This window comes from Pseudomonas sp. IT-P294, from assembly GCF_949767865.1.
Lineage (GTDB): Bacteria > Pseudomonadota > Gammaproteobacteria > Pseudomonadales > Pseudomonadaceae > Aquipseudomonas.
Window position 1 is genome coordinate 59,960 of the sequence record NZ_CATKQW010000009.1, and the last position, 17,626, is coordinate 77,585.

Annotated in this window: 12 protein-coding genes; 6 read left to right on the forward strand and 6 right to left on the reverse strand. The window is 60.9% G+C overall.

The genetic code is table 11. The annotated features are described in order from the left end of the window. Window positions 1-92: 92 nt before the first annotated feature. Genes ACM6I0_RS06945 through ACM6I0_RS06960 form a run of 4 tightly spaced genes read right to left on the reverse strand, consistent with a single transcriptional unit; the run spans window position 93 to window position 4,299 of the window. Complete coding sequence (locus ACM6I0_RS06945; RefSeq protein ID WP_285435118.1) at window positions 93-1,211, reverse strand: agmatine/peptidylarginine deiminase; 1,119 nt, start codon at window positions 1,209-1,211, stop codon at window positions 93-95. Window positions 1,212-1,234: 23 nt separating this feature from the next. Further along, entirely contained in the window at window positions 1,235-2,332 is a 1,098-nt protein-coding gene (locus tag ACM6I0_RS06950; RefSeq protein WP_285435119.1) for an extracellular solute-binding protein, read from the reverse strand. Window position 2,333: 1 nt separating this feature from the next. Beyond that, the gene (gene aguB / locus ACM6I0_RS06955; RefSeq protein WP_414921821.1) at window positions 2,334-3,242 is read right to left on the reverse strand and encodes an N-carbamoylputrescine amidase; all 909 of its coding nucleotides are present in this window, start codon (window positions 3,240-3,242) and stop codon (window positions 2,334-2,336) included. A 4-nt stretch (window positions 3,243-3,246) separates the two neighbouring features. Beyond that, window positions 3,247-4,299 carry an agmatine deiminase family protein gene (locus ACM6I0_RS06960; protein ID WP_414921822.1) on the reverse strand — a complete coding sequence of 351 codons (1,053 nt, stop codon included), beginning with the start codon at window positions 4,297-4,299 and terminating at the stop codon, window positions 3,247-3,249. A gap of 134 nt (window positions 4,300-4,433) precedes the next feature. Here ACM6I0_RS06960 and ACM6I0_RS06965 point away from each other — a divergent pair, with 134 nt between their 5' ends. After that, on the forward strand, window positions 4,434-5,306 hold the full coding sequence (locus ACM6I0_RS06965) for a LysR substrate-binding domain-containing protein (RefSeq protein ID WP_414921823.1): 873 nt from the start codon (window positions 4,434-4,436) through the stop codon (window positions 5,304-5,306). 3 nt (window positions 5,307-5,309) lie between these two features. On the opposite strand, the gene ACM6I0_RS06970 is transcribed toward ACM6I0_RS06965, so the two are convergent. Together ACM6I0_RS06970 and ACM6I0_RS06975 are read right to left on the reverse strand one after the other, a co-directional pair. After that, window positions 5,310-6,662: a dicarboxylate/amino acid:cation symporter gene (locus ACM6I0_RS06970; RefSeq protein WP_414921824.1), complete on the reverse strand. Its 1,353-nt coding sequence runs from the start codon at window positions 6,660-6,662 to the stop codon at window positions 5,310-5,312. A 93-nt stretch (window positions 6,663-6,755) separates the two neighbouring features. Then, window positions 6,756-7,811 (reverse strand): tartrate dehydrogenase, encoded by a 1,056-nt coding sequence (locus tag ACM6I0_RS06975; protein ID WP_414921825.1) that lies wholly within the window; start codon window positions 7,809-7,811, stop codon window positions 6,756-6,758. Between the two features lie 136 nt (window positions 7,812-7,947). On the opposite strand from ACM6I0_RS06975, the gene ACM6I0_RS06980 reads away from it, so the two are divergent. From ACM6I0_RS06980 to ACM6I0_RS07000, 5 genes are all read left to right on the forward strand, one after another. Further along, window positions 7,948-8,859, forward strand: a complete 912-nt coding sequence (locus ACM6I0_RS06980; protein WP_285435126.1) for a LysR family transcriptional regulator — start codon at window positions 7,948-7,950, stop codon at window positions 8,857-8,859. Between the two features lie 668 nt (window positions 8,860-9,527). Next, window positions 9,528-10,697: a non-hydrolyzing UDP-N-acetylglucosamine 2-epimerase gene (wecB, locus tag ACM6I0_RS06985; protein WP_414921826.1), complete on the forward strand. Its 1,170-nt coding sequence runs from the start codon at window positions 9,528-9,530 to the stop codon at window positions 10,695-10,697. Window positions 10,698-10,738: 41 nt separating this feature from the next. Beyond that, on the forward strand, window positions 10,739-12,952 hold the full coding sequence (locus tag ACM6I0_RS06990) for a hypothetical protein (protein WP_414921827.1): 2,214 nt from the start codon (window positions 10,739-10,741) through the stop codon (window positions 12,950-12,952). A gap of 12 nt (window positions 12,953-12,964) precedes the next feature. Continuing rightward, window positions 12,965-15,079: a glycosyl transferase family protein gene (locus tag ACM6I0_RS06995; protein ID WP_414921828.1), complete on the forward strand. Its 2,115-nt coding sequence runs from the start codon at window positions 12,965-12,967 to the stop codon at window positions 15,077-15,079. Then, entirely contained in the window at window positions 15,076-17,625 is a 2,550-nt protein-coding gene (locus ACM6I0_RS07000; RefSeq protein ID WP_414921829.1) for an NfrA family protein, read from the forward strand. The genes ACM6I0_RS06995 and ACM6I0_RS07000 overlap by 4 nt, the downstream gene beginning before the upstream one ends. Window position 17,626 lies beyond the last annotated feature (1 nt).

Sequence of the window (17,626 nt, forward strand, 5' to 3'; positions counted from 1 at the left end):
GATCAGTCTCCAGCGCAATGTCCCTATGGGCCGGAACGCCCCTCGTCATAGGCAGCAAGGGCGAAGGCATTGCGCCTTCGCTTCACTCCCGATCAGGCCACCGGCTGGTGACTGGTCACGCAGTGAATCCCACCGCCACCCGCGGCGATGGCATCGATATTCAGCTGCACCACTTCACGGTCAGGGTAAAGCTGCGACAACAGATCAAACGCTTTTGCATCCGCCACCCGGTCTCCAAATTCGGGGGCAATCACCGCACCGTTGACCAAAAAGTAGTTGATGTAGCCCGCTGCAAAATCCGGATTATTGCGGTTGAACTTGCTTTTGCGTGGGTTGAGCGGCGGCGACAGCGTGTGCACTTGCAGCGTGTGGCCGTCGGCATCGGTGGCTTTTTCAAGAATGTCCAAATGCGCCAGCGTCACTTTACGGTCGTATGAGGCGGGGTCGGTGTCGAGGTTGGCGACGACAACGCCCGGCGTGACGAAGCGGGCGTAAAAATCGACATGGGCATCGGTAATGTCCTTGCCCTTGATGCCCGGCAACCAGATGATTTTGCGCAAGCCCAAACGATCTTTCAGTTCGGCCTCGACGTCGGCCTTGCTCCAGTCGGGGTTGCGGTTGCTGTTGATCCAGCTGCTCTCGGTCATGATCCCGGTGCCGTGACCATCGACTTCGATGCCACCGCCCTCGCCCACCAATTCGCTGCGCAGGTAACGGGCATCCGCCGAGTCGCCCACCTTGGCCGCCAGGTGCGCGTCCTTGTCATGCTGCTGCTTGTTGCCCCAACCGTTGAAGTTGAAATCCACGGCGCCGAGCCCCCCTTGCCCATCGATGACAAAGTTGGCGCCGATATCGCGCATCCAGATGTCGTCGAGTTCGGTGCTGACGTAGCTGATGTTACGCGTGCCGCAATGTTCTTCGGCCAGCGCGCGCTCGCGCTGGCGACAGAACACAGTGACCGGTTCATAGCGGGCGATAGTGCGGGCGATCAGGCCGATGGCCGCTTGAACGTCGGCGGTGAAATCGGCCCAGATAGCCTCCTGTGCGCCAAAGGCGATGAAGGCCCGCTGGTGTCTGTCGCCCTCATCCGGCATGTACCAGCGACCCTGAGTCGCTGCTTGCACAGGCGCAACGCTGAAGCCGATGGAAGCAGCGGCACCGAGACCGGCAATGGCGGTTACCTGTTTGATGAAATCCCGACGCGTCGGCATGTATTGACCCCTGTTTGAAGCACTCATTTCGCGGTGGCCGTCTTGAACTTGGTCCAGGTGCGCATGCGCGCCCGCATGTCGGCCTGGGGAATGTCCTTGCCCGGAATCAGCCGTGCATAGGTGGCCTCATCGAGGTAGATGTCCGGGTTGTTGCGCATCGTCGCATCGACGCTCGGCCGCGCCTTGGCGTTGGAGGTCGGGTAGCCGGTGAAATTGCTGATGGCGGCCATGTTCTGCGGGCGCATGACGAAGTTGATGAACGCGTAGGCGTATTCCGGGTGTTTGGCGTCGACCGGAATGGCCATGGTGTCCATCCACACCGTGGTGCCTTCACGGGGGATACGGTATTCGAATCGGGTGCTCTTGCCGGCGCTGTCCGACGTGCGTTGCGCCTGGGTCATGTCGCCACTGTAGCCGAGGGACAGGCACAGGTTGCCGTTCACCAGATCGGTCACCGGCTGCGACTGGAACTTGCGGATGTACGGCCGCAATTTCATCAGCAATTCACTCGCTGCCGCCAGGTCCTGCGGCTTGGCGCTGCGCGGTTCACGACCTAGGTAATTAAGCACCACTGCCAGCACTTCGTCTGGCGAGTCGATCATCGAAATGCCGCAGTCGGCAAATTTGGCGGCCAGTTCCGGCTTGAACAGCATGTCGAGGCTGTTGACCGGCGCATCCGGCGAGCGTTGTTTGATTTGTTCGGCATTGTAGGTCAGGCCGATGGTGCCCCAGGTGTAGGGCACAGTCGCTTGGCTCGAATGCTCATACTGCGCGCGCAGCTTCTGCAAACCGGACTCGACGTCATTCAGGGCGGTGAGCCTGGAGCGGTCCAGCGGCAACAGGCTACCGGCGCGCATCAGGCGCTCGGCAACCGTGTCGCCAGGGAAGATCAGATCATAACCACTGCCGCCGGCGAGCATCTTGGCTTCCAATGTCTCGCTGCCATCCATGACGTCGTAGATCACCTTGATCCCGGTTTCGGCGGTGAATTGAGCGAGTGTGTCTTCGGCAAAATAATCGGCCCAGTTGTACAGCCGCAGGGTTTTCTCTTCAGCGCGCAGCGATGGCGAGGCGAGTGCCAGACCCAAGGCGGCGAGCAACAGCGTGTGGGGAATGCGCATGTCAAACTCCTTGAGTGTTCCAGCGTGAGTGGGGGTGGCTACCGTCCTGACTCAACAGCGCGCCGTACATGTCCGGCCGGCGGTCACGGTAGATGCCCCAGCTCAGGCGTTCTTCGCGAATCGCGGCCAGGTCCAGGCTGTGGACCAGTACCCCGCTGCTGTCCCGGTCGGCTTCGGCGAGCAGCTTGCCCTTGTGATTGCAGATGAATGACGAGCCGTAGAAGCTCATCTGCAAGTCTGGATCGGTGGTTGCCACCTCACGACCAACACGATTGGCCGCCACCACCGGCAGGATGTTCGCGGCGGCGTGACCGCGCATGGTCATCTGCCAATGATCGCGCGAATCCAGCGTGGCGCAGCCCGGTTCGGAACCGATGGCGGTGGGAAACAGCAAGACTTCGGCCCCCATCAGCGCCAGGCAACGGGCGGTTTCGGGGAACCACTGATCCCAGCAGATGCCCACGCCAAGACGCCCGAATGCGGTGTCCCAAACGCGGAACCCGGTATCGCCGGGGCTGAAGTATTCCTTCTCCTGATAGCCAATGGCGTTGGGGATATGGGTCTTGCGATACACCCCCAGCAAACGCCCGTCGGCATCCGCCACGCTCAGGGAATTGAAGTAGGCATTGCCGGCTTTCTCGAACCAGCTCAATGGCAACACCACCCCCAACTCTTTGGCCAGGGCGGCAAAGCGCTTGAGCACCAGGCTGTCTCGATATTCTTCGGCCAGCGCCAGGTGCTTGTGGCTTTGTTCGATGCAGAAATACGGTGTGGCGAACAGCTCTTGCAACAGGATGACCTGGGCGCCCTTCCCGGCCGCCTCCCGGACCAACTGTTCGGCCTGATCGAGGTTGTGCGGTAAATCCCAGGTGCAAGGCATCTGCGTGGTGGCAATCGTCAGCAACGTCATGGCATCAACCCTCCACCGGCCAGGCCGGTTGTTGTTGGGTGATGCAATGCACCCCGCCGCCGCCATGCGCCAGATGGTTGATCCGCACCGGCACCACCTCGCGCCCCGGGAAGGCGTGAGTCAACACGTCGGCCGCCGCGTGGTCGGCATCGATGCCGTAGGCCGGCATGATGATCGCGTTATTGGCGATGTAGAAATTGGTGTACGAGGCACAGAACACTTCGGCATCGGTGTCCACGGCCTCGGTGGCTTCATACAACTCGATCAACTCGAACCGTCGGCCGTTGGCATCGGTGGCCAGCTCCAGCGCACGACGGTTTTCCCGAGCGACCTCGGCATACACCGATTGCGTGTCGTGGGTGGCGTCCACCAGCAGCACGCCGGGACGAGCGAACGCACAGACGCCATCGACGTGGCCATCGGTCATGTCGCCGGTCACGTAGTCGGGATCACCCGGCAGCCAGATGGTTTTCTTCACGCCCAGCAGACGGGTGAAGATCTCCTCGATATCGGCCTTGGTCATGCCCGGATTTCGATTGGGATTGAGCAGCACCGATTCGGTGGTGATCAGCGTGCCCTCGCCGTCGACATGAATCGCGCCGCCTTCATTGCTCAACGGTGTGCCGAAGCACTGCACCCCCAAATGATTGAGGGCGCGGCGTGCCAGGCTCTCATCCAGGTCGTGCGCCGACTTGCCGCCCCAGGCATTGAAGCGCCAACTCACCCCGGCCATCCCGTGTTGCGGGTGGCAGACGAAGCTTGGGCCTGAGTCTCGGCACCAACTGTCATTAACCGCCATTTCGATCAATTCAATGTTGGGCCCGCACAGCGCTTTGGCACGGGCGACTGCAGACGGATCGACCACCATTTTCACCGGTTCGAATCGGGCAATGGCGTTGGCGACCCGGGCGAAATCTTCTTGCACCAACGGCAAGGTAACGCCCCAACCCGACTCCCAGAGTGCCAGGTTGTGCGGCCAGACCATCCAGGTCGCGGCGTGTTTCACCCACTCGGCCGGCATCCACCAGCCGCTGTTTTGAAGTTGGTTCTGCTGCATGATAAAAAGCCCCATAGTTAAGCCATTGTGTTCAACAAAACTGCCTTGGCGGTCTTGGCATGCATGCTACGGCTGTAAAAACGGGCCAACAAACGATGGATTTTGCAGAAAAGTGATTAGAGGAACTTATCAATATGCTCAAGCACTGGCCCCCGCTCAGCACCCTTCGCGGCTTTGAAGCCGCCGCCCGCCTGGGCAGTTTTCACAAGGCGGCCGACGAATTGCACCTGACGCAATCGGCCATCAGTCAGCAGATTCGAACGCTTGAGGCATACCTGGAGCAGCCGCTGTTTTTTCGCAGTGGGCGCAGCGTCAGCCTGACCGATGCCGGCCACGATTTGCTCAGCACCACCCAGGCGTTATTGCAGCAATTGGCGGTCGGCATCCGCCGCCTCGGGCAATATCAGAAACCCAACCAACTGGTGCTCAACACCACACCGACGTTTGCCCGTCATTGGCTGCTGCCACGCCTGGGGGATTTTCGCCGGCAGCACCCGGAGGTCGACCTGTGGATTTTCAGCACCGATGAAGTGCCGGACATGACCACCCAGACCATCGACCTCGCCGTGCGCGACGACATCAGCTCCCAGGCCGAGTGCAGCTTCAAGGTGCTGCACGCCGACCGCCTCTACCCGGCGTGCCACCCGAATCTGTTGGCGCTGCCCGCCGAGCAACGCACCACGCTTCATGGCGAACGGGAAATGGACTGGAGTCATTGGGCCGTGGAGGCCGGGATCGATGTCGGCCAGAAGGATCAGGGCCTGAATTTCTCCGACCCCGGCCTGTTGCTGGACGCAGCATGCGCAGGACTCGGCATCGCGCTGGTCAGTCAATTGCTGAGCCAGCCAGCGCGCGCCAGCGGCCTGTTGCAGCCCTTGGTGGAGGACACCATTCGCGGGCCGAACTGGGCCTTGTTGACCCATCGCGACAGCGAAAACAATCCGCTGGCGCGCAGCTTCGTCGACTGGCTGCTGAGTAACCTGGAGGCAGCCAGCCAGACGACGTAGCGTTTACCCCTGAGAAACGCTCTTGAAGCCAGGCAACCGGGGCGCCGTCGAAGACGTCAATGCGCCGAGGCCCGCCTGAACCGTCTCAGATGTCTCCTCGTCGACCACCTCCCCGTTCAGCGCCTTGTTCATCTTCACGGTGTCCAGTGCGCCGACCCATTTGGCAATGGCCAGGGTGCCGACGCCGTTGCCGATGGTGTTGGTGATCGCCCGCGCTTCCGACATGAATCGGTCAACGCCCAACAGCAACACCATGCCCGCCACCGGAATGGTGCCCAGTGACGACAACGTCGCCGCCAGAATGATGAACCCCGAACCGGTCACACCGGCAGAACCTTTGGAGGTGAACATCAGCACCGCCAGGACGATCAACTGATCCGTCAGGGTCAGCGGCGTGTTGGTGGCCTGGGCGATGAAGATCGCGGCGATGGTGTAGTAGATCGCCTGACCGTCCGGGTTAAAGGTCAAGCCCGAGGGAATGATCATCCCCGCCACGGGCTTGGAGACGCCGGCCTTTTCCATCTTGGAAATCATCTGCGGCAGCACCGATTCCGAAGAGCTGGTGCCCAGCACGGTGAACAGTTCTTCCTTGATGAACTTCAGGAACTTCCACAGGCTGAAACCGCTGTAGCGACAGATCGGCCCCAGCACGAAGATCACGAACACGGCGCAGGTCAGATAGACGCAGGCCATGAGTTTGCCGAGCGAGAACAACGAACCGAAACCGTATTTTCCAATGGTGAACGCGATGGCACCGAAGGCACCGATCGGCGCCAGGCGCATCACCATGTTGACGATGCGGAACATCCCCTGCATCAGGCTATCCAGCGTGTCGACGAACACTTTTGCCCGCGGCCCCACATGCGCCAGCGCAATGCCGAGCAGGATCGAAAACAGCAGGATTTGCAGCACGTTGCCCTTGGCGAAGGCATCGACGATGGTGTCGGGGATGATGTTCATGACGAAGTCCATGAACGAGGTGTGTTTCACCGCCGTGGTGTAGGTGGCCAGGCTTGAAGTGTCCAGCGTGGCGACATCGATGTTCATGCCGGCGCCGGGCTTGAACACATCAACCACCACCAGGCCGACGATCAACGCCAGCGTGGACACCACTTCAAAATACAGCAGCGCCCGAAAGCCCACACGGCCCAGCTCTTTCATGCTCTCCATGCGGGCGATGCCCGTGACCACGGTGAGGAAAATCACTGGCGCGAGGAGCATCTTGATCAGTTTGATAAATGCATCGCCCAAGGGTTTGAGCGCGGTTGCGGTTTCAGGAATGAACACCCCGACGATGGCGCCAAGGATGACGGCGATGAGGACTTGAACGTAGAGTTTGCCGAATATGCTTTTCATGACAGGGCCCTGATTTTTTATTGTTGTCAGGAAATGCCAAGGGAGCGCATGCAGTGACCGGCCCCTTGGCGTTGTGCCGCAGTACGACTTGAATCAGCGCTTGATCAGCTCGATCACCGCATCAGTGATCTGCCGGGTAGTGGCCGTGCCGCCCAGGTCCGGAGTGTGCAGACCGCTCTCGGTGACGGCCTCGATGGCCGACATCAGGTGTTTTGCGGCAGCCACTTCACCCAGGTGTTCGAGCATCATCGCTGCAGTCCAGAACGTCGCGATCGGGTTGGCCACGCCTTTGCCGGTGATGTCGAAGGCCGAACCGTGGATCGGTTCGAACATCGAGGGGAATTTGCGCGACGGGTTGAGGTTGGCCGTCGGCGCGATGCCCAGGCTGCCGGACAACGCCGCGGCCAGGTCGGACAGAATGTCGGCGTGCAGGTTGGTGGCGACGATCACGTCCAGGGTCGACGGTTTGAGCACCATGCGCGTAGTCACGGCGTCGACCAGTTCCTTGTCGATCCTGACGTCAGGGAAGTCCTTGGCGACTTCGTAGAAGATCTCATCCCACAACACCATGCCGTGTCGCTGGGCGTTGGATTTGGTGACCATGGTCAGGTGCTTGCGCGGACGGCTTCGGGCCAGCTCAAAGGCAAAGCGGTGAATGCGTTCGACCCCGGCACGGGTGAACACCGACACTTCGGTGGCGACCTCTTCAGGCAGGCCTCGGTGAACGCGACCGCCGTTGCCGGAGTATTCGCCCTCGGAGTTTTCACGCACCACCACCCAGTCGATCTGATCGCCGTTGAGCAGCGGGCTCTTGACCCCAGGCAGTACGCGCGCCGGCCGCACATTGGCGTATTGATCGAAGCCCTGGCAGATCGGCAGGCGCAGGCCCCACAGGGAAATGTGATCCGGCACTTTGAGCGCACCGACCGCGCCAAAGAAAATCGCATCGAAAGTTTTCAGTTCTTCCAGCCCACCCTCGGGGATGTAGAAACCGTTTTTCAGGTAATTGTCCGAGTTCCAGTCGAAGTGCTTGAAGGCCAGTTCGAAGCACGATTGCTTCGACAACGTTTGCAGCACCTCGACGCCTGCGCTGATCACTTCAACACCGATGCCATCACCTGGAACCGCAGCAATTTTGTATGCGCTCATGGTTGATTCCACTCTCGTCACGTTCTTGTTTTGCCTGTTGAACGGGCTGTTCAATCAGGGTGTGAGCGGAGTATATGTAGTGAACAAATGAGTGTGAGTTACTCAAAATCACTACATACATGAATACAGGTTACGAATGAGCCAGACCCTGGATTTGTCGTTTTTCTACCTGCTGGCCAATAAAGGCAGCCTCGCAGCGACGGCACGGGAACTTGGCGTCACTCCCCCGGCGGTGAGCAAACGCCTGAGCGCACTGGAAGCCCGGCTGGGCATTCGCCTGGTCAACCGCACCACGCGCTCGATGAGCCTGACCTCGGAAGGCGAGCTGTATTTTTCCCATGCCGCGCGCATCCTGACGCAGATCGATGAGGTCGAGCAGTTGATCAGCAGCAGCCGGGCAACGCCCAAAGGGCTGATCCGCGTCAACGCCTCGCTGGGATTCGGGCGCCGGTATATTGGCCCGGCCCTTGGCGCCTTCTTCGCGCAATACCCTGAGGTGGAAATCCAGCTGGAAATCAGCGATCACCCGCTCGACCTGGCGACGCACGGGTTTGATCTGGGCATTCGTTTTGGCACCCTGCCCGATGCCGCTTTCCATGCGCGCAAGATCGCCTCCAATCGCCGCCTGCTCTGCGCCTCGCCGCTATATCTGGAAGAGCACGGCGTACCCCAACGCCTCACGGATCTACAGCAACACAACTGCATCTTCCTGCGGCAAAACGAAACGCCCTACGGCGTGTGGAGTTTTACCAACGGCGGGCGCACGCAAAACATCAAGGTGCGCGGCGCATTGGGCTGCAATGACGGTGAAGTGGCCCTGAACTGGGCGCTGGAAGGCCACGGTATTTTGCTTAGGGCCGAATGGGACATCGCTCGCTATGTACGCAGCGGTCGCCTGCGCCTGGTGCTGGAGGATCAAACCCCCACCCGCGCCGATGTCTATGCCGTCTACCCGCAACAATTGCACTTGTCGGCGCGGGTGCGCAGCCTGATCGATTTTCTGGTGGAGCGTTTCAAACACATTGATCATTTGGAAGAACAGGAATGAGCCCGGGATTGAAACGGACTGACCGATCGTCACTGGAACGTTATTGAACAACGTCTATTTTGACAAGTGAACGTACACTATCACTAGTGCGCGTTAGTTGACGCCAACTGATCAATAGCGCCTGACAATATTCAGGCGTCATTAAAGTAGCCACATCAATCGCCACACCAGAAACTTAAGCCACTGAGACCGAAAACCGCGACCACAGCCATTAATGATTAATTCAGCAGAACTGACGAACGGACACAAAATAAATAAAATCGTTTAAAAACAACGAATTAACGAAATAATACCGACTCTACGAGACCGCATCGAAAATTAGCAAAACCAACACAGACCGGGCGCAAATATAAAAAGTTTCAAACTTATTTATTAAATAAAATAGTGCATATAACACTTTTAAATATTGACCATAGCTGCTAATAATCCGCCCGCCACCGGGTTCTTAAGGCGTCATACCCTTCTCACATGAAGTGAACATCAGCCCTCAAGCTGACTATTCCGGTTTCAACTAACCCCCATACAACGCCAGCTTGTTCAAGTTTTAATAAAACTCGAGCCAGCTATTGTGCTGCGCATAAAACTGCGCGAGGAAGGGCATCATCGCTCGTCATCAATCCAGGATTAAAATCCTATCGATTTTCGGTACCCGTCCAGAAGCCATCAAGATGGCGCCTTTGGTCAAAGCCCTCGCTGCAGAACCTGGCATTGATTCGCAGATCTGCATCACTGGCCAACACCAAAGCATGCTTAAACAGGTGCTGGATCTGTTCGACCTGAAAGCCGATTACACCCTCGATGTGATGACGCCGAAGCAGACGCTCAACTCGCTGACAGCGGCGCTCTACGCGGCGATTGACCCAGTGCTGGACTCGACGTGCCCGGATCGGGTGCTGGTGCATGGCGATACCACCTCGGCCATGGTCGCCGCGATGGCCGCGTTCCATCGCCGCATCCCGGTCGGCCATGTCGAAGCCGGTTTGCGCACCGGTGATATCTACAGCCCGTGGCCGGAAGAAATGAACCGCCGCTGCATCGACCTCGGTGCGGACATGCTGTTTGCGCCGACTCACGAATCACGGCAGAACCTGCTCGACGAACGCCTGCAAGGGCGCACGTTCGTGACCGGCAATACGGTGATCGACGCGTTGCAGATGACCGCACAGCGCATCGAACGGGACGCTGACCTGCGTGCCAGCCTGGACCAGCAATTCTCGTTCCTGCAGAGCGGCCGCAAGGTCCTGCTGGTGACCGGGCATCGTCGGGAGAACTTCGGCGAAGGCTTCCTCGATATCTGCAAGGCCCTGAGCTATCTGGCTCGGCGTGCCGACATCCAGATCGTCTATCCGGTGCACTTGAACCCCAATGTCATGGGCCCGGTCACCGAACACCTGGGCGGCCTGCCCAACGTGCACCTGATCCAGCCGCTGGACTACCTGGCCTTCGTGCGCCTGATGCAACGGGCACACGTGATCCTGACCGACTCCGGTGGCGTGCAGGAAGAAGCGCCGTCGCTGGGCAAACCCGTACTGGTCATGCGCGATGTGACCGAGCGACCTGAAGCTGTCGCCGCGGGCACCGTGCGGCTGGTCGGCACCTCGCCGGACTCGATCATCGAGGGCGTCAACGCACTGTTCGATGACGACTTGCTGTGGCGTCGCTGTTCCCTGGCGGCCAACCCTTACGGCGATGGCCTGGCCAGTTCGCGCATTGTCGACGCACTGATGGGCCGTCCAGTCGATGAGTTCATCGTCGCCAGCCCTTTGCCAAAATTCCTGCACTTGCCGTCAGGGGTGCCGGTGGCCGAGAAAAATCACCCGGCTTTCACCGCTCAGTAACCCAAATCACTTCTCCCCTTATCAGCTCGAGATCTACCTGAATGAAGTCTTCCGTTGCCATCCATACGGGTGCGCTCAGCGCCCTCGCCTGTGGCGTGAGCCTGCTCGCGCTCATGCCGACCTTTGCCTTGGCCGCGGACAGCCCGCTCACCCAGGCGATCAACCGGCTCAATGCCGATACCCGACAAGAGCGTGAGATCCGCTTGAGCGATCTGGGGATCGACGCACCGATCATCCTCGGTTCCACCGATTCGCGACGTGAACTGTATCTGCCGGTGCCGGCAGGCGTGCCGCTGACGGATGCATCGCTCAATTTCGACGCCAGCTACCTCAATGGCGAAGGCGGCCGCAACACCTTGATGCTGTCGCTGGATGGCTATCCGGTGAGCGCGCAAGGGCTCAGCGAACCTCAGGGCAATGCCAGCGCGATACTGGGCGTGGACAAGAAAGCGCGCGACAGCGGCTCGGTACGCCTGGGCATCGCCTGGTCATCGGTCGTGTCGCGCGTGTTGTGTGAAGACCAACGCGCCATCGGCAACGTATTGCGCATCGAACCGGACACCCGCCTCACTTATAGCTACGACGCCAGTCTTTTGCAGGACGTCGGTGCTGCCTGGACCGCATTGCCTGGCAAACCGGGGATCATGGTTGCGCCGGGCACTGTGTCCGCTGAAAGCTACGACGCCGCCTGGCGCCTTGGTGTGGCGCTGGAGCGAATCGGCAAGCACGCCCGCATCCTGCCCTTCCCGGCACTCCAGGACAACGTTGACTTGAGCGGCCTGCACATCCCGGCCGAGCTGCTGTCGATCCCGGCCTTTGCCAGCCTGAACGGCAAAGGCTCGCAGGTCCTGGCGAACCCGGCACAAATCGGCGCGCTGCTGATGTTGGGCCAGACCCCGAACGTCCAGGCTGACCTGGCGATCAACGACCCGCAACTGCTCAAGGCCGTCAATGACAGCCTCGACGCCTTGCAAAGCCAGATTCAAGGCCTCGACGCCTCCGCCGTCACCGCTTTCACACAATGGCGTGCACAGCACATCAATGCAGGCCTGGCCGCCACCGGCACGGACAACGTACGCCTCGCGCTGCTGGGCACACGTCCGGTGCTGATGATCGCGCCGCAAGCGACCGGCAAGGCCTTGGCCTTGTTCAGTTCGGCCTGGAACTCCCTGGCCCGCAGCCGTCAATTGACGGTCAGCGAAGCCCAGTTGCCACTGAGCGCCGATGGCCGCGTGGCCTTGTCGCGTCTTGGCGGCAGCCCCGGCGCCATCGACGTGCTGGCCAAGTCCGACTGGAGCACCTCGTTCCCGCTGGGCAGCGTGGCCTACGACGGTCGCCTGCCGGTGAAAGCAGTGATCGACGTGTCCGCCGCTCCCGGCGCCTCGGACACCGATCCGGTGGCCTCGCTGTTTCTCAACGATTACCTGATTGGCGCGCAACAGCTGGTGGCCAACGGTGAAAAGCAACGCATCGAAGCGCGCATCCCGCGTTACGCCTTGGGCGCGACCAACGTGTTGCGCGTGTCGTTCCAGCGCCAGCCTGTCAGCGATCGCTGCCTGGAAACGCCGCAGGCGTTCCCGGTCTCGGTATTGCCGACCAGCCATATCGTGCTGGAAAAAACCACGCTGGGTGATGACTTCTCCGGCATGGCTGCGCGCTTTGCCATGGACACGCAAATCCTCGTGCCACAAGCCTACCTCGATCACCCGGCAAGCAGTTTGCCGCAGGTGATTTCGGTCGCCGACGCCGCCGGTGTTTCGCCGCTGCGAGCACATCTGAATGTCAGCGCCGACCCGAAAAACTCGGTCACGCCGGACAAGCCTTTCCTGGCCTTCGAGCTGCCGATCAAGGACAGCAAAGAGTCGGTGCTGGTCGATGACCAGGGTCGCCTGCGCGTCAATCACAAGGATCAACTGCTGCTGGACGTGCATCCCCTCAACCACCTGGCCTCGTTGCAAGTGGTCGATGCCGGCAGCCAGCACGGTCTGGTCTATCGCACCCTGGGAGCCGACGCGCCACGCTTCGCCAAGCAGGTTCTGCTGAACCGCGGCGACGTCGCCATCCTCGGTGACAACGGCACACTGACCACCTTCGACACCCAGGATCCAAGCGGCAGCCAACTGATCGACAACGAAGAACCCAAAGGCCTGGATGCCTGGCGCACGCCGTCGCTGCTGTGGCTGATTCCCGGCGGCATTCTGTTGGTCCTCATCCTGTTGTTGGCTGGCCGTAACGCCCGTCGCAATCGTCAATAACGGTACCCTTCGATGACGTCGCTTTATTGGCCCTACTGGCTGGCCCACTACTACAGTTTCCTGGAGTTCTCGACCATTGTGGTCGCGGTATTGATCCTGATCTCCGGGGTTGACGATCTGTTCATTGACCTGTGGTACTGGTCTCGCCGCCTGTTTCGCAAGTTCACCGTGGGCCGCAAGTACCGACCGCTGACCGCCGAGCAACTGATGGCCAGGGACGAACAACCCCTGGCAATCATGGTCCCGGCGTGGCTGGAATACGACGTCATCGCGCCGATGATCGAGAACATGGTGTCGACCCTCGATTACCAGAACTATGTGGTCTTCGTCGGCACCTACATCAACGACCAGCGCACCATTGATGAAGTGGAGCGCATGCGTCGACGCTACAAGCAGTTGCATCGCGTGGAAGTCCCGCATGCCGGGCCGACCTGCAAGGCCGACTGCCTGAACTGGGTGATCCAGGCGATTTTCCTGCACGAGAAAACCCACGGCATAACCTTCGCCGGCGTCGTGTTGCACGACAGCGAAGACGTGCTGCACCCAATGGAATTGCGCCTGTTCAACTACTTGCTGCCGCGCAAGGACATGATTCAGTTGCCTGTGGTTTCGCTGGAGCGCAACTGGTACGAATGGGTTGCCGGCACCTACATGGACGAGTTCGCCGAATGGCACGGCAAGGACCTGGTGGTGCGTGAAAGCATGACCGACACGGTGCCGTCTGCCGGCGTCGGCACGTGCTTTTCACACCGTGCGTTGCGCGTGCTGGCCGGGGAAACCCAGAACCAGCCGTTCAACACCGACAGTCTCACCGAGGACTACGATGTCGGCGCACGCCTGGCCAAGGTCGGCATGAATGCGATCTTCGTGCGCTTCCCGGTCAAGTTTCGCGTGCTGCGCAAATCGTGGTTCCGCAAGCCGTACGAATCGACCCTTACAATGCCGTTGTGTGTGCGTGAATTCTTTCCCGACACCTTCCGCACCGCGTTCCGCCAGAAAGCTCGCTGGACCCTTGGCATCGGCCTGCAAGGCTGGGAGCAAATGGGCTGGAACGGCTCGCTGGCCAACCGTTATCTGCTGTTTCGTGACCGCAAAGGCGTGGTGACGGCGTTCGTCAGCATCATCGCTTATGTGATTCTGGTGCAGCTGCTGGCGTTGATCATCCTGCGTCACAGCGGTCTGTGGGACGTGAGTTTCCCGACCCCTTTCGAAACCAACGGCTTCATCAAATACCTGTTGCTGGCCAACGGTGCCGCATTGGCCTGGCGTATCGCCCACCGCTGCTACTTCACCACCGTGCTCTACGGCTGGCAGCATGGTTTGCTGTCCATCCCGCGCATGGTTGTCGGCAACTTCGTCAACTTCATGGCCGCCTCCCGGGCCTGGCGTATGTTCCTGGTCGGCAAGGTCATGAACCGCAAGTTGGTGTGGGACAAGACCATGCACGACTTCCCGTCCACCGACCTGGTCGCTGTCGCACCGCGCAAGCTGGGCAGCGTGTTGCTGTCCTGGCAGGCGATCAACGAAACCGACCTGCAAAGCGCCCTCACCGAACAGAAAACCCGGCACATGCCTTTGGGCCGTATTTTGCTCAGCAACGGCTGGCTGGACGACGAGACCCTGGCTGAAGCCATCGCTTTCCAGAACGACCTGCCGCGCGTGTTCGATCTGGCGAACAAGGCACAGGATGCCAACCAGACGCTCGACGATGAATTCGCCCTGCGCTGGCGCGTGGTGCCGCTTGGCCTGAACGCAGACGGCCTGGCGCAAATCGCCGTGGCCAGTCCGCTGCCGGCCGAAGGTCTGCAACAGATCAGCGATGAGCTGGGCAGTGAGCCGGTGCAACTGATCGCCCGGGAAAGTGAAATCGTTGCGCAATTGCGTCAACTGAATGTGCGCGACGGCCAGGCCGTACCGGATGCCCGTGCGCCGCTGTTGGGCGACCTGCTGATCGAGATGGGCCTGCTGGATCGCGAGGTGTTCGATCGCGCCATGTTGCAGTACCGCCCGCAACGTCACGGACGCATCGGCGACTATCTGGTCGACAGCGGCGTGCTGCCCCGCGAAATCATCGAAAAGGCCGTGGCACGTCAGCACAGCCACTACCCTGCGGAGCTTCCGGCATGAATCGCCCCTTGTTGACCCTCATGGCCACGGGGCTGAGCCTGATACCTGCGCTGGCCCTTGCCGAAAACCTGCCGCTGCCATTGACCGGCCCGGCCTATGTCACCGCCAACGAGGCCTACAGCGCCTACGAACGCAAAGACTACGACCTGGCCATCGCCAAGGCCCGCGAAGCACTGCGCCAGCGCGCCGACATCACTCGATTGAATACGCTGATTGCGCTGGCTCAACGCGACAAGGACCTGCGTGACCATCCCAAAAGCTACTCGCCATCACGCCAGGCTCCGGGTTTCGGTGCCGCGGCCCAGGCCTTCAAGGCCTATGATCGCGATGACTTCGGCACGGCGGCTATTGCGGCACGCAAAGCCATCGCTCAAGCGCCCAAACGTATGGATTATCGACTGCTGTTGATCGAATCCTTGCAGCGCCAGCAACATCTGCAGGACGCCGATCAAGCCACCACCCAAGCCTTGGCCGTCTTCCCCAATGACGATACGTTGCTGATGCGTCGCGAAGCGATTCGTCGTCAACTTGCCGCACCGCTGGCGGTTGAAGGCTATCGCGCCCTGGAACAAGGCCAAGTACCGCTGGCCGTGGACCGGGCGCAAAAAGCCGTCGCCTGGGCGCCGGAAATCGGCGCCAACCAGCAACTGCTGATCAGTGCCCTGCTGGCTGCCAACGATTACCGGGGCGCCGAACAGGCCGCGTCCGGCGCCTTGGCCCAGGACGATGGGGAAATCGCTCCGTGGATTCTGCGCAGCTATGCCCTGGATCGTCAGGGCAAGACCCAGGCCGCTCAGGCGGACCTCAATCACGCCCTGGCCATCGACGGCTTGCTGGAAACCGAAACCCGCGACATTCGTTTCTTCGCCGCCGACGCCGCACTGGCGCATGGCGAGCCTCAGCAAGCACTCGATCACTTGCAACCGCTGGCCGACGATGAAGGCGGCGAAGTGGCCCGTCGACGCACCGCCGCCCGTATGGCGTTGCGCCAGAAAAACAACGGTGCGAATGTCAGCGCGCGCTTCCCTGCCCCGGCCTTGAACTGTCAGGAAACGGCCTTCGGCCTGGTCTGTGATATCTGGCCGGGCAACCAGCGCGACGGCGGCACGGACATGGCGACCCAGGCTTACGCAGCCCTGGCCCGCAAAGACCCATCGACGGCAGCGGCCCTAGCGAACCAGGCCATTGCCCGTGCGCCGCAGAATCCGGCGTACCGCCGCTTGCTGGTCAGCGCCTTGAGTGACCAGAAACGTGTGCCCGAAGCCATCGCGGCGGCCGGCGAAGGCCTCAAGATCACCGGCGACGACGCGCGACTGCTGGCCCAACGCGGCCGTCTGCGTCAGCAAGCGGGTGACGATGCCGGGGCTCGCCAGGACTTCACACAAGCCTTGGCACTGGGCAGCCTGCCCGCCTACGAAGAAGCCAGCCTGTATGCCGCCATCGGCCAGCGCCGAACCGCGCGCGAACGGCTGCAACAAGCGCGGGACACCGGTGAACTCGAATCGATGAGCGACCTGCAAATCGCTTACTTGTCGGTCCAGGCCGGCGACGATGACAGCGCCCATGAGTCGTTCCGCAAGGCCGACGCCCAGACCCGACTCACGCCGACAGCCACTCAGGATGCGGCCTACAACGCGATGCGGGTCAATGACGACGAACAAGCCGTCACCTACTTCAAGCGCGTCATCGATTCGACCAATGCCGGCGATCTGGACCTGACCCCACAGCAGCTGTTCGACACCCGTCGCGCGGTGGCCGATGTGTCGCGCACCTGGGGCTTGACCAACACCACCAGCTATCGCGGCAACAGCACCAGCAGCGGCCTGAGTTCTGCCCCGAGCGGCGGCAGTGGCAGTACCAGCAATGACAGCGTGCAAAACAGCACCGAACTGTCCTGGCGTCCCCTGGGCTACCGCAACGCGCGTTTTGTCGAACTCTACGGTCGCGTCACCGACACGTTGTGGAGCAAGAACAGCGATTCGGATACCGGTGTCGATGCGCTGCAAGGCGCCGTGGGCGTGCGGGTCAAACCGTTCACCTCACTGAACGTGATGGCCGCCGTCGAGCGCACCTTCCCCTTGGGCTCCTCGAATGTCGACGGTGACTGGTTGCTGCGCCTGGGTTATGGCTCCAGCATCGGCACCGACCTGCGGGTCGATACTGACAGCTGGTGGACCTCGCAGCTGTACGCCGAAGGCGGTCATTACGTCAACGCCTCGCGCAACTACTTCAACAGCGAATGGCAGGTGGGTCGCAGCTACGCCATCGGCGGCGCGGGCTCGCGCTGGGTGACGTTCCCGCATGTGGTGGCCGCGTTCGACTACGACTCGAAGATGAACAGCGAGACCGGCGCCGACGGCAGCGACCACACATCGTCCGGCAAGGCCGGCGGCATTGGCGTGGGCAACAACGTGCGCTACTGGTTCCGCGAAGACGCGTACAACGCGCCCCGCTCCTACGTGGATTTCTCCCTGCAATACCGTGTGAAGGTGCTGGGCGAAGACAACGCTGAAGGCGTGTTCGCGCGCCTGACCTACTCCTATTGAG

What these genes read in the sequence shown, in the direction of transcription:
- ACM6I0_RS06945 (WP_285435118.1), bottom strand. Translation starts at nt 1,211, where the DNA reads ATGCCGACGCGTCGGGATTTCATCAAACAGGTAACCGCCATTGCCGGT.
- ACM6I0_RS06950 (WP_285435119.1), bottom strand. Translation starts at nt 2,332, where the DNA reads ATGCGCATTCCCCACACGCTGTTGCTCGCCGCCTTGGGTCTGGCACTC.
- aguB (WP_414921821.1), bottom strand. Translation starts at nt 3,242, where the DNA reads ATGACGTTGCTGACGATTGCCACCACGCAGATGCCTTGCACCTGGGAT.
- ACM6I0_RS06960 (WP_414921822.1), bottom strand. Translation starts at nt 4,299, where the DNA reads ATGCAGCAGAACCAACTTCAAAACAGCGGCTGGTGGATGCCGGCCGAG.
- ACM6I0_RS06965 (WP_414921823.1), top strand. Translation starts at nt 4,434, where the DNA reads ATGCTCAAGCACTGGCCCCCGCTCAGCACCCTTCGCGGCTTTGAAGCC.
- ACM6I0_RS06970 (WP_414921824.1), bottom strand. Translation starts at nt 6,662, where the DNA reads ATGAAAAGCATATTCGGCAAACTCTACGTTCAAGTCCTCATCGCCGTC.
- ACM6I0_RS06975 (WP_414921825.1), bottom strand. Translation starts at nt 7,811, where the DNA reads ATGAGCGCATACAAAATTGCTGCGGTTCCAGGTGATGGCATCGGTGTT.
- ACM6I0_RS06980 (WP_285435126.1), top strand. Translation starts at nt 7,948, where the DNA reads ATGAGCCAGACCCTGGATTTGTCGTTTTTCTACCTGCTGGCCAATAAA.
- wecB (WP_414921826.1), top strand. Translation starts at nt 9,528, where the DNA reads ATGGCGCCTTTGGTCAAAGCCCTCGCTGCAGAACCTGGCATTGATTCG.
- ACM6I0_RS06990 (WP_414921827.1), top strand. Translation starts at nt 10,739, where the DNA reads ATGAAGTCTTCCGTTGCCATCCATACGGGTGCGCTCAGCGCCCTCGCC.
- ACM6I0_RS06995 (WP_414921828.1), top strand. Translation starts at nt 12,965, where the DNA reads ATGACGTCGCTTTATTGGCCCTACTGGCTGGCCCACTACTACAGTTTC.
- ACM6I0_RS07000 (WP_414921829.1), top strand. Translation starts at nt 15,076, where the DNA reads ATGAATCGCCCCTTGTTGACCCTCATGGCCACGGGGCTGAGCCTGATA.